11 protein-coding genes and 2 pseudogenes are annotated in these 10,980 nt (G+C 61.8%); 5 read left to right on the top strand and 8 right to left on the bottom strand.

All coding sequences use genetic code 11. From position 1 onward, the window contains the following. The 4 genes and pseudogenes from ACW5XD_RS21190 to ACW5XD_RS21175 form a co-directional block, all read right to left on the bottom strand. Window positions 1-223: pseudogene (locus tag ACW5XD_RS21190) on the bottom strand (hypothetical protein); the annotation flags it as partial. A gap of 54 nt (window positions 224-277) precedes the next feature. Continuing rightward, window positions 278-1,213 (bottom strand): hypothetical protein, encoded by a 936-nt coding sequence (locus tag ACW5XD_RS21185; RefSeq protein ID WP_456496588.1) that lies wholly within the window; start codon window positions 1,211-1,213, stop codon window positions 278-280. Window positions 1,214-1,318: 105 nt separating this feature from the next. After that, window positions 1,319-2,008 (bottom strand): LrgB family protein, encoded by a 690-nt coding sequence (locus tag ACW5XD_RS21180; RefSeq protein WP_456496587.1) that lies wholly within the window; start codon window positions 2,006-2,008, stop codon window positions 1,319-1,321. Then, complete coding sequence (locus tag ACW5XD_RS21175) at window positions 2,001-2,402, bottom strand: CidA/LrgA family protein (RefSeq protein ID WP_456496586.1); 402 nt, start codon at window positions 2,400-2,402, stop codon at window positions 2,001-2,003. Before ACW5XD_RS21175 ends, ACW5XD_RS21180 begins: the two co-directional genes overlap by 8 nt. A gap of 126 nt (window positions 2,403-2,528) precedes the next feature. Between ACW5XD_RS21175 and ACW5XD_RS21170 the strand changes: the two genes are divergently transcribed. After that, the gene (locus tag ACW5XD_RS21170) at window positions 2,529-3,422 is read left to right on the top strand and encodes a LysR substrate-binding domain-containing protein (protein ID WP_456496585.1); all 894 of its coding nucleotides are present in this window, start codon (window positions 2,529-2,531) and stop codon (window positions 3,420-3,422) included. A gap of 16 nt (window positions 3,423-3,438) precedes the next feature. On the opposite strand, the pseudogene pdxR reads toward ACW5XD_RS21170, so the two are convergent. After that, a pseudogene (gene pdxR / locus ACW5XD_RS21165) lies at window positions 3,439-4,859 on the bottom strand (MocR-like pyridoxine biosynthesis transcription factor PdxR). 129 nt (window positions 4,860-4,988) lie between these two features. On the opposite strand from pdxR, the gene ACW5XD_RS21160 reads away from it, so the two are divergent. The 4 genes from ACW5XD_RS21160 (at window position 4,989) to ACW5XD_RS21145 (ending at window position 8,199) form a co-directional block, all read left to right on the top strand. Continuing rightward, window positions 4,989-5,471 carry an OsmC family protein gene (locus ACW5XD_RS21160; protein WP_456496584.1) on the top strand — a complete coding sequence of 161 codons (483 nt, stop codon included), beginning with the start codon at window positions 4,989-4,991 and terminating at the stop codon, window positions 5,469-5,471. Between the two features lie 91 nt (window positions 5,472-5,562). Beyond that, window positions 5,563-6,000 carry a rhodanese-like domain-containing protein gene (locus tag ACW5XD_RS21155; protein WP_348686666.1) on the top strand — a complete coding sequence of 146 codons (438 nt, stop codon included), beginning with the start codon at window positions 5,563-5,565 and terminating at the stop codon, window positions 5,998-6,000. Beyond that, window positions 5,990-6,712, top strand: a complete 723-nt coding sequence (locus ACW5XD_RS21150; protein WP_456496583.1) for a GNAT family N-acetyltransferase — start codon at window positions 5,990-5,992, stop codon at window positions 6,710-6,712. Before ACW5XD_RS21155 ends, ACW5XD_RS21150 begins: the two co-directional genes overlap by 11 nt. Before the next feature lie 218 nt (window positions 6,713-6,930). Then, entirely contained in the window at window positions 6,931-8,199 is a 1,269-nt protein-coding gene (locus ACW5XD_RS21145) for a DUF1479 domain-containing protein (protein WP_456496582.1), read from the top strand. Between the two features lie 30 nt (window positions 8,200-8,229). Here the strand turns inward: ACW5XD_RS21145 and ybaK are convergent, their stop codons facing one another. From ybaK to ACW5XD_RS21130, 3 genes are all read right to left on the bottom strand, one after another. Beyond that, the gene (gene ybaK / locus ACW5XD_RS21140) at window positions 8,230-8,691 is read right to left on the bottom strand and encodes a Cys-tRNA(Pro) deacylase (protein WP_456496581.1); all 462 of its coding nucleotides are present in this window, start codon (window positions 8,689-8,691) and stop codon (window positions 8,230-8,232) included. 235 nt (window positions 8,692-8,926) lie between these two features. Further along, a complete protein-coding gene (locus tag ACW5XD_RS21135; protein ID WP_456496580.1) occupies window positions 8,927-10,192 on the bottom strand; it encodes an inorganic phosphate transporter in 1,266 nt (421 codons plus the stop codon). A gap of 26 nt (window positions 10,193-10,218) precedes the next feature. Next, window positions 10,219-10,899, bottom strand: coding sequence for a TIGR00153 family protein (locus ACW5XD_RS21130; protein WP_456496579.1), 681 nt, complete (start codon window positions 10,897-10,899; stop codon window positions 10,219-10,221). Window positions 10,900-10,980 lie beyond the last annotated feature (81 nt).

Below are 10,980 nucleotides of genomic sequence, written 5' to 3'. Positions count from 1 at the left end.
CCTGGCTTATCCACATCCTGGCAAATGTCATGGGGGGGGCGGCTTGAAGACGATAGTCGCGGGGGGGGGGGCGGGTTTTCTCCAGCGCCAGCCGCAGCAACTCACGGTCATAGGTGACTCTGGAATCGTGCTCGCTCTCCGGACTCATGTAGGTGAACACTGTCGGGGCAGCTGCCAGCACGGGCAAGCTGAGAAACAGGGCAAGCAGCGGAATCCAGTGCACATGACCTCCTGTCGGAGAAAGAGACTCCCCTGAGTGTAGTGGCTGTGCCCTTTGCTAGGGGCCAGGGTTCACCTTATCCTGCTGCCCACGGATGCCGGTTTCTCCCGACCCGAAGGTGTGGCTGAGGGGGTCGTAGAGATAGGGCTGATAGTCAAAATCCATTTGCCTGAGCAAGGGGTTATCCAGCCGGAACAGCAGGCGCTGGTCCAGTCTGGCAAAATCCAGCGCCGGTTTGAATGTCTTGAGCCAGAGCGCCTGCAGCGAGCCATCTTGCCAAGCCAGTTGCAGGCCAGCCTGAATGCGACGCAGAGCGTGCTGGTTATCCTTGTGACTGTAGAAGAGGTGGATGAAGGGATAGTAGAGGGCCAGGTGCTGATCGACCGTCAGCTCAGGCAGGTCCCGGTGGGTTTCCAGTTCAGTAAACAGCTCATTGGCTCCCCGGCAGAACAGATCTATCCGGCCGCGAGCCACCAGCTTGAACAGTCGCTCGTATCCCTCCACCTCCTGCACCTTGAAGCCGGCACTGCGCAGTATGACTGCATCCTGCCAGCCACGGCCCTGACCATGGGTGAACTGCTGCAGATCGGCCAGGGTGCGAACCTGTGTCACTGCCTGCTGCCGCGTCGGACTGACGAAACAGATGCGATACCCCAGAATGCCGAGATCCACCGGGAAGCGAACATAGTCCAGATCATGAGGGCCTCCGGGGGGCGGGAAGCTGTCGATGGCAATCAGGTTGGGGTAGAGGTTGTATTGCAGCACCTGGCGCAGTCGTGTTCGGCTCATGGATGGGGCCGGGCGCAGCTCGTAATCGCCGAAGCTGTCGCGGGTCTTTTCCAGTGCCAGCTGCAGCAGCTGTTGACCGTAGAGCGTGCGCGGATCCCGATCGCTTTCCGGACTGGCGTGGGTCACTATGTCCACGGCTTGCAAGCAGGGGGAGAAGAGCAGGCTGCCAATCAGCAGCCCGAGGGTGATCACTCTGTGGTCCATCGTACGGCTCGCTACCATCACATTGAGTTCAGTGTAGCGGCTGATAGTGCTGATTTGTCGTCCTTGGCAGGAGGAAATTGAGAGCCATGGCGGCGAGCGGCGAGATTACCAGAACATCTGGCCGAGCAGGGGGGCGAGCAGCACAGTCACCATGCCGGCGATCATCATCACCATGCTGGAAACGACGCCCTCCTCGTTACCCATCTGGTACGCCTTGGCGGTGCCGGCACCATGGGCCGAGGCGCCGAAACCGGCCCCCTTGCCGAGACGGCTGCGGATGGCGAGCAGAGTGAGCACGCTCTCGCCCACCGCCATGCCGATCACCCCGGTCAGCACCACAAACAGGGCGGTGAGGTCGGTCTGGCCGCCGATGGCGCGGGTCGCCTCCACTGCAAACGGCGTGGTGATGGAGCGCATTGCCAGGCTGCGCTGCAGCAGGTCGGAGAGGTGTAGCCAGCGCGCCAGCAGCACTGTGCTGCCCACCGCCATGATGACGGAAGCGGTGACCCCGACCGAGAGGGAGAGCCAGTGGCGGCGGATCAGCTGGCGGTTCTCATAGACGGGCACGGCGAAGGCGACGGTGGCCGGGCCCAGCAACCAGAGCAGCCAGTGAGATTCGGCCATGTAATCCTGATAGGGGATGTGGAACAGCAGCACCACGGCTACCAGCAGGGTGGGTGCCAGCAGCAGCGGCATCAGGGGCAGTATGCGCTTGCGGCCATAGAGCCACTTGCTGGCGTAGTAGAACAGCAGGGTCAGGGCGAAGCAGAGCAGGCCGAGCAGGGTATCAGGCATGGCGGCGGCTCCGGCGAGCCAGCTTCAGCTCGAGGCGATAGACCCTGTCCACCACCAGCGCCGTGGTACCCAGCACCAGAGTCGTGCTGATCAGCAAGACCAGCATGATGCGCCACCCCTCCTGCAACAGCAGATCCTGATAGTTGACCACTGCTACGACGGCCGGCACAAAGAACAGCAGCATCTCGGCCAGCAGCCAGCGGGCGCCGGCGCTGAACCACTGGGTCTTGACCACGCCGAGCAGGATCAAAACCAGCAGTGCCAGCATGCCGGTCAGATTGGCAGGCAGCGGCAGATGGAAGGTGCGTACCGCCGCATCGGCCAGCAGCCAGATGGCGGCCAGCAGGGCGATTTGGAAGGGGGTCTGGAACCAGCGAATGCAGAGGGCTTTCATGATGAGTGTCTTTCTGTGAACTGGCTCACAGTATAGAGACAAGCAAAACCTGCAAAAAATGAATTTAAATTATCAAATTCATGCCAAAGAGGCATGATTAAGGCTTGCCGCCCGTGAGAGAGCACCATGGATATCCGAGCCCTGCGTTACTTTGTCGAACTGGTGCGGGAGCAGAGCTTCACCCGCGCCTCCGAGAAGCTGTTCGTCACCCAGCCCACCATCAGCAAGATGATCCGCAACATGGAGGAGGAGCTGGGTCAGCCGCTGCTCAACCGGGAGGGGCGCCGCTTCACCCTGACCGACAGCGGCCAGGTGCTGTTCAACCGGGCCCAGACCATATTGGCCGAGATGCAGCAGCTGGAGGCGGAACTCGCCGATCTGCAGAGCCTGCAATTTGGCCGGTTGGCCCTCGGCATCCCGCCCATGGTGGGCCACGTCTATGCGGATCTCATCCGCACCTATCGCAGCCGCTATCCCAGGGTGGAGCTCTCCATCGTCGAGTACGGCGGCCGGCGCATCGAGCAGGCGGTATTGGAAGGGGAGCTGGATCTCGCCATCACCATGCTGCCGACCAAAGAGGGGGGCGCCCTGAGCGCGCTGGAGCTGGATCAGTATCCCATCCAGGTGGTGTTGCCGGACTTGCCGCGCTGGCGCGCGCGTCGCGAGATCCGGCTGGAGGATCTGCGCGATGAGCCCTTCCTGCTCTACACCCAGGCCTTCACCCTGAGCGAGCGGCTGGAACAGGCGTGCCAGCAGGCGGGCTTCGTGCCCCAGGTGGCGGCCCGCAGCAGCCAGTGGGATTTTCTCACCGCCATGGTGCGCAGCGGCATGGGCGTCGCCTTTCTGCCCGAGCCCATCTGCCGCCGGCTGACCCCGGACGGGCTGGTGTTGCGGCCACTCCTGCCCGAGCTCAGTTGGCGACTCGGGGTGATCTGGCCGAGCGAACGCTATCTCTCCCGCACCGCCGAGGCCTGGCTGGCGCTTTGCCGTGAGCAGGGGAAAATGGGCGCTACCGGCTGACTGCCGGAGCCAGTGTTCAGCGGGTGGACATCAGGCTGCCCAGCTGGCGACAGAGCCGGCGCAGGGTCTGGTTGTCGAGGGCGCCAAAGCCGAGCAGCCAGCCCTCCAGACCCGGCTCGCCTAGATGGAACTGGCCGAGCGGGCGCAGGCCAATACCCATGTCATTGGCACTCTTGGTCCAGCGCGCCTCGCCGCCGGCGGGCAGCAGCACGGCGCACTGCAAACCGGCGCCGCTGTGAACCGGAGTGAGCCGCGGACAGTGATTGGCGAGCTCGCTCAGCAGCAGGTCGCGCCGGCTCTGGTAGATGAGCCGGCTCTGGCGCAGGTGGGTGGCGAAGTGACCGGCGCGGATGAAATCTGCGGTGACCGCCTGCTGCAGCTGGTTGCTGTGGCCATCGAAGGCTGCCCTGGCCCGGCAGAAGGCATCCATCAGCGGTCTCGGCAGCACCAGATAGGCGAGTCGAAGCGAGCCGAACAGCACCTTGCTGAAGGTACCCACATAGATGACCCGCCCCTGGCCATCCGCAGGGCGGGGAGCGGCCGCTGATCGTACTGATACTCACCGTCGTAATCGTCCTCCAGGATCCAGGCGCCGTGACGCTCGGCCTCGCTCAGCAGCGCCATCCGGCGAGGCAAGCTCATGGGCACGCCCAGGGGATACTGGTGGGCCGGCGTGGTGTAGATGAGGCGCGGCGCCGGATGTTGCCCCAGTGGATTGAGCCCTTCCTCATCCACGGGCACGGGGTGGACCCTGGCGCCGGCGCTCTCCATGGCGGTGCGGGCCCCAGGATAGCCGGGATCTTCCACCCAGACGGTGTCGCCGGCATCGATGAGCAGTTGGGTCGCCAGCAGTATCCCCTGCTGGGAGCTGGTGAGGATCAGGATCTGCTCCGGCTCGCACACCACGCCGCGGGACTGCACCAGATAGCTGCTGATGGCGCTGCGCAGCTCGGGCAACCCCTGCGGGTCGCCGTAGTTCATCCAGCGTTCCCCCTGCTGGCGCCACTGTTGCTGCATCAGCCGGCCCCAGAGCCCGTGGGGGAAGAGGCGGGGATCCGGCTGGCTGGAGGCAAAGGAGGCGCCGACGTGCGGCGTGTCGTGACAGGCGCCCCCCGCCGCCATCTCCTGGCCACGGCGGGAGAGTCCGGCCGCCGACTGGGGCGGACGTAGCGCCGGGCACACGGCCGCCAGCGCCACGAAGCTGCCGGCCCCCACCTTGCGCACCAGATAGTCCTCCGCCTCCAGCCGGCCATAGGCCAGCTCCACAGTGCTGCGGGAGATGCCGAGATCGCTGGCCAGCATGCGACTGGCGGGCAGCCGGCTGTGCTGGGGCAGATGGCCGGCCAGAATGGCGCCTCGCAACATGCGCACCAGTTGCTCGTGCAGCGGCAGCTCGCTGGGTTGCTGAGTGGCGAACAGGGTTGGCAGGGCGGGCATGGCTATTTCCAGGCAGGACAATTGGTCTGCCCATATTGGCAAAATTGGTCGGCGTGGCAAGGCCATTATGTCGCTACATTGAGGCTCAAGGTTCGGGTTCAACAGATATTGGCAATGAAAGGAGTCTGCATGTCGGAATACGGCGCCACCATCAGCTGGCAGTGCGGGGCCGGCGAGCCCTTCGTCGATCAGCGCTACAGTCGGGCCCACTGGTGGGAGTTTGATGGTGGCGTCAGGGTGCCCGCCTCCTCCTCCCCGCACGTGGTGCCCTTGCCTTGGTCGGTGGCCGAGCACGTCGATCCGGAGGAGGCCTTCGTCGCGGCCCTCTCCAGTTGCCACATGCTCACCTTCCTCTGGCTGGTGGCCAGGGCGGGTTATCGGGTGGAGAGCTACCGGGACGAGGCGGTGGGCATCATGGAGGCGGATGAAAGGGGTCGCCAGTCCATCACCCGGGTCACATTGCAGCCGCTGGTGCAGTTTGCCGGCGAGCGGCAACCCACCCTGGCCGAGTTGGAGCAACTGCACCATCAGGCCCATGAGGAGTGCTTCATCGCCAACTCGGTCAGGACCATAGTGATCACCAAGATAGTGCAGTGGTCACGGGAGGCTTAGCAATGAGCCATGTATTGGGTACCGGCTTGGTCAGTCCGGTCAACACAGTCGTCACCACCCGGACTCGGGTCTGGTCACAAGGAGGTTTATCATGAGTCAGGTATTGAGCAGCGGGCTGGCCAGTGCGGCAGAGGCCAGCGCCTTCTTCGAGGCCCAGCTGGCCTATCGCACCGACCCGGCCGATCTGGCTGCGGATCTGCTGGCGGGCGAGGCGCGCATCGTCGTCATCGACACCCGCTCCGCCGACCACTATGCCGAGGGACACATTCCCGGTGCCATCAGCTTCCCCCACGCCACCATGAACCCGGCGACCACGGCCGCATTGGCACGGGACAAGGTCTATGTCTGCTATTGCGATGGCATCGGCTGCAACGGCTCGACCCGCGGCGCTTACAAGCTGGCGGCGCTGGGGTTTCAGGTCAAGGAGCTGATCGGCGGCCTGCACTGGTGGCGCCAGGACGGCTTTGCCGTCGCCACCGGCAACGAGGCGGGCGTGCTGCAAACGGGAGGGATCGCCTGTGGCTGCTGATATCCATCTGAACGAGTTCGGCCAGCCGGTCGGTGCGCCGCTGCCCGATTGGCGGGGCGCCGAGTTTCCGCCCCGTCGCCCTCTCAGCGGCTGGGGCTGCCGGCTGGAACCGCTGGATCCCGAGCGTCACGGCTCGGGTCTCTGGCAGGCTTTCAGCGCCGACAGCGGGGCCATGTGGACCTACCTCACCAGCGGGCCCTTTGCCGATGAGGCGGCCATGGGGAGCTGGTTGCGAGCGTGCGCCGCCAAGGCGGATCCCCAGTTTTACATCATCATGGATGCCAAGAGCGGTCAGGCGCTGGGGCTCGCCAGCTACCTGCGCATCGATCCCCTGGCGGGCAGCATTGAGGTGGGCTGGCTGCACTTCTCGCCGGCCCTGCAACAATCGCGGCTGGCGACGGCGGCCATGGTGCTGATGATGGCCAATGCCTTTGCCCTCGGCTACCGACGCTACGAGTGGAAGTGCAATGCGCTCAACCAGTCCTCCTGGCGGGCGGCACTGCGGCTCGGTTTCAGTTACGAGGGAACCTTTCGCCAGAACCGGGTGGACAAGGGGCGGGCACGGGATACCGCCTGGTTCTCGGTGATCGACGGCGAGTGGCCAGCGTTGAAGGACTGCTTTGAGCGCTGGCTGGCCGAGGAGAACTTCGATGAGGCTGGCAGGCAGCGGTTGCGGTTATCCGAACTCACTACCTCCGTACGCGGCCAGTAAAAACCACAAGGGTGGCCTGATGCCGCCCTTGTGGTTTCTGCGCAGCTTGTTTTACTGCATCTGTGGTAACCCTGAAGTTCCCTGCCCCGTACAGATGACCAACAGAGTCGTGCCCCGTCTCATCGGCTTCACATCATTCGACTTGCGTTAACTTTCTTTTAATATATTTTACATGTGAAGTTGTTTTTATTTTCGAATGAAAGTGAGGGGCATGCATAATGACAACTACTTTTTCCTGCGACACTCTGCCGGCTGACCACAAAGCGGCGATCTGTCAGATGAAGCGTGTATTGCGTGCGCAACTCGGTGATGTGCATGCGATGTTTAACCGTTTGAGTCAGCACATGGAGGCTCGTCTTGCCGAAATAGAGCGGCTGAAAGCACAGGGGGACCCGGTGTGGCCCGTGCTTGACTATCGCGAAGTGGCGGCTGGCGGTGTGGCGGATGCGGTGCGCGATCAGATCAAGCGCCGAGGCTGTGTAGTCATGAAAGGTCATTTTGCACGTGAGCAGGCGCTGGCGTGGGATCAATCGATGCTGGAATACCTGGATCTCAACCGCTTTGACGAGATGTATCGAGGCCCTGGTGACACCTTCTTCGGATCCCTGGATGCCTCGCGTCCGGAAATCTATCCCATCTACTGGTCACAGGCCCAGATGCAGGCGCGCCAGAGCGACGAGATGGCGACGGTACAGTCATTCCTCAATCGCTTGTGGAGATCCGAACAGGATGGCAAACAGTGGTTCAATCCTGACATTAGCGTGATTTATCCCGATCGCATTCGCCGCCGTATTCCTGGCACAACATCGAAAGGTTTGGGAGCCCACACGGATTCGGGGGCTTTGGAACGCTGGCTGTTGCCGGCCTACCAGCAGGTGTTCGCCAATATCTTCAATGGCCAGTTCGAGCGCTACGATCCCTGGAATGCTGCTCACCGGACCGAGGTGGAAGAGTATACGGTCGACAACACGACCAAGTGCTCGGTCTTTCGCACCTTCCAGGGCTGGACCGCCCTCTCTGACATGCTCCCCGATCAAGGTTTGCTCCACGTTGTCCCCATTCCGGAAGCGATGGCGTACATCCTGCTGCGCCCGCTGCTGGATGATGTGCCGGAAGATGAGTTGTGCGGAGTGGCACCCGGCAAGGTCCTGCCCATTTCCGAAAGGTGGCATCCTTTGCTTATCAGGGCCTTGACGTCGATCCCTGCGCTGGAGGCGGGGGATTCCGTGTGGTGGCATTGTGATCTTGTCCACTCGGTTGCTCCCGTCGAAAACCAGCAGGGTTGGGGGAACGTGATGTATATACCGGCGGCACCGATGTGCGATAAAAACCGGGCCTATGCGCACAAGGTAAGGACGGCGCTGAAGCAGGGGATATCGCCGGGAGATTTCCCGCGTGAAGACTATGAAGCCAATTGGCAGCAACGTTTCACGCTCGCCGATCTGAATCTGCATGGTCGGCGTGCGTTGGCGATGGAAGAGTCATGATCAGACGCTGCCATTGGCGTATCCGTTTGCCTACTCGCCAATGGCAGCGATAAGCCAACCCATCTTTTCTTGCATCTCGCGGGGCGACACCCCGACCGAGAGGCCGCGCTTGCCGCCGCTCACCAGTATCTCGTCAAACTGCATGGCCGAGTCGTCGAGGACGGTAGGCAAGAGCTTCTTCTGGGCCAGCGGGCTGATGCCGCCCACCTTGTAGCCGGTCAGCTTCTCGGCCTCTGCCGGTTTCATCATCTCCACCTTCTTCAAACCGGCAGCCTTGGCCAGATGTTTGAGGCTGCACATCCCCGATGAGGGCACTATGGCGACCACCGCCTGCTTGTCGTGATGGGCGACCAGGGTTTTGAATACCTGTGCCTCTGGCAGACCGAGCTGGGTCGCGGCATGCTTGCCGAAATCGTCGTGAGCTTCGCACTCGTAGGGGTAGAGCTTGTAGGGGATCTTCAGCTTTTTCAGGAGATTGATGGCAGGAGTCATGATAGGTGCCTTGAATTGAATCAAACAAAAAACAAGGCAAAACAGTCTGCACCTGCAAGGCAGGGGATGCAAGCCGGTTGCAGCAGCAGGAAGGTAGGCGGGTCTGAAATGACACATAGGCGCCGACTCGGGAGCCTTGTTGACCGCCATGTGCATCGTCACTTCCCGGCTTTCAGGCGGAGAGGGATATAAAAAAGCCCGGGTCAGTGACCCGGGCTGTTTGCTGCTGTGCGTATCAGGAGAAACAGGCTTGCAGCACGTAGAAGATGGCGATGGCCAGAATGGCACCTGCGGGCAAGGTGATGATCCAGGAGACCACGATATTGCGCAGTACGCCCAGATTCAGGGCGGCAATGCCACGGGCCAGACCGACGCCCATCACGGCACCCACCAGAGTCTGGGTGGTGGAGATGGGCAGACCGGTACCGGAGGCAATCACCACGGTCGCGGCCGTGGCCAGCTGGGCGGCGAAGCCACGGCTCGGGGTCAGGTGAGTGATGCCGGTACCGACGGTAGCCATCACCTTCTCGCCCATGGTCGCGAGGCCGATGACGATGCCGATGCCGCCGAGCGGCAGGATCCACCAGGCAATATGGGAACTGCCGCCGATCTCGCCGCCAGCCGCGACGATGGACGCCACGGCAGAGAGCGGGCCTATGGCGTTGGCCACGTCATTGGAGCCGTGGGCGAAGGCCATGGCGCAGGCGGTGATGATCATCAGGATGCCGAACACCTTCTCCACGTTGGCGAAGTGCATCTTGCTGTCATCCTGCGGGTTGTATTGCTGTCCACGGATATAGAGCCAGCCAGCGAATGCCACTGCGATGGAGATGGCGATGGAGAGCATGATCCCTTCGCCGTCGGTCAGGTGCAGGCCGACGTGGGTCAGCCCCTTCTTGATGGTCACCAGACAGATCACCAGCGCGGTCAGGAACATATAGAAGGGCACGTAGCGCTTGGCGTTGTTGAGGGGATCATCGGTGTTGAAGATGAGCTTCTGCACGCTGATGAACATGAAGTAGGCGATCACGCCAGAGATGGCCGGAGTGATGATCCAGGATCCGACGATGCCGCCGAACTTGCTCCACTGCACCGCTTCCGGGCCAATGCTCACCACGGCGAAGCCGACGATGGCGCCGATAATGGAATGGGTAGTGGAGACGGGCCAGCCGAAGTAGGAGGCCAGGATCAACCAGGCGCCGGCGGCCAGCAGGGAGGCTATCATGCCGAGCACCAGCAGATCCGGCTTGTCGGCAAAGGCGTTGCTGTCGATGATGCCGTTGCGGATGGTGGCGGTGACTTCACCGCCGGCCAGATAGGCACCGGCAAATTCGAAGATCATGGCGATGATGATCGCCTGACGGATGGTCAGGGATTTGGTGCCGACCGATGTGCCCATGGCGTTTGCCACGTCATTCGCGCCAATGCCCCAGGCCATCAAAAAGCCGAACAAGGCCGCCACGAGCACCAGAGTAGTGCCGTAATTCGCGATAATGTCCATTGTATAGTGTTTACCCAGTCAGTCGATTACGAACGAGCCAGCATCAGTTCCAGACGGGCGCCAACGCGCTCGGCCTGATCTGCCAGGTCACCTACCCATTCGAGGATCTTGTAGAGGAACATAACGTCGATCGGGTTGTACTTCTGCTCAACCGCTTGCAGCTGTTGGCGCAGCCCGATCTGCATGGTGTCAGTATCGTCCTCGATAAGATCCAGCTGATGGATCATCTCGGCAACCATTTCAACTTCACGTCCTTTGAAGCCGGTTTCGAGCAGCTCATCGAGTTCTCCGATGGCTTTTTCGGCTTGGGCGGTCGCATCGATACAACGTTTGAGATAGGCCATGAAGTCGGCCCGCATCTCGGCAGGGAATTCCATTCGACGACCAAGCATGCGGCCGGAAATATCCTTGGCACGGTTGGCTATCTTGTCTTGCTGGGTCAACAGCTCTAGCAGGTCGGTACGGGCAACCGGCAGGAACAGGCCGCGAGGCAGTTTCAGACGAATTTCACGCTTGAGGATGTCCGCCTCTTTTTCCAGTTGGGCGATCTGCAGCCGGATCTTCTCGGCATCTTCCCAACGGTCTTCGGCAACGGCATCAAAGAAGGGAATGAGCTGCTCGCAGCACACGTGAACCTTGACGATATGCTTCTGCAGCGGCTTGATGGGGGACTTGGCAAAAAGCCCCAAAATAGTATTTACTGGCATGGACAAACCTGTGTCGGTGAAAAAACACTCGATACGATTTTATGAGGGGCGCATGGTAACCGAACTGCGCCATCAATAAAA

This window comes from Aeromonas enterica, from assembly GCF_054052465.1.
This window is presented reverse-complemented; position numbering and strand designations above follow the sequence as displayed.

What these genes read in the sequence shown, in the direction of transcription:
- ACW5XD_RS21185 (WP_456496588.1), bottom strand. Translation starts at nt 1,213, where the DNA reads ATGGACCACAGAGTGATCACCCTCGGGCTGCTGATTGGCAGCCTGCTC.
- ACW5XD_RS21180 (WP_456496587.1), bottom strand. Translation starts at nt 2,008, where the DNA reads ATGCCTGATACCCTGCTCGGCCTGCTCTGCTTCGCCCTGACCCTGCTG.
- ACW5XD_RS21175 (WP_456496586.1), bottom strand. Translation starts at nt 2,402, where the DNA reads ATGAAAGCCCTCTGCATTCGCTGGTTCCAGACCCCCTTCCAAATCGCC.
- ACW5XD_RS21170 (WP_456496585.1), top strand. Translation starts at nt 2,529, where the DNA reads ATGGATATCCGAGCCCTGCGTTACTTTGTCGAACTGGTGCGGGAGCAG.
- ACW5XD_RS21160 (WP_456496584.1), top strand. Translation starts at nt 4,989, where the DNA reads ATGTCGGAATACGGCGCCACCATCAGCTGGCAGTGCGGGGCCGGCGAG.
- ACW5XD_RS21155 (WP_348686666.1), top strand. Translation starts at nt 5,563, where the DNA reads ATGAGTCAGGTATTGAGCAGCGGGCTGGCCAGTGCGGCAGAGGCCAGC.
- ACW5XD_RS21145 (WP_456496582.1), top strand. Translation starts at nt 6,931, where the DNA reads ATGACAACTACTTTTTCCTGCGACACTCTGCCGGCTGACCACAAAGCG.
- ybaK (WP_456496581.1), bottom strand. Translation starts at nt 8,691, where the DNA reads ATGACTCCTGCCATCAATCTCCTGAAAAAGCTGAAGATCCCCTACAAG.
- ACW5XD_RS21135 (WP_456496580.1), bottom strand. Translation starts at nt 10,192, where the DNA reads ATGGACATTATCGCGAATTACGGCACTACTCTGGTGCTCGTGGCGGCC.
- ACW5XD_RS21130 (WP_456496579.1), bottom strand. Translation starts at nt 10,899, where the DNA reads ATGCCAGTAAATACTATTTTGGGGCTTTTTGCCAAGTCCCCCATCAAG.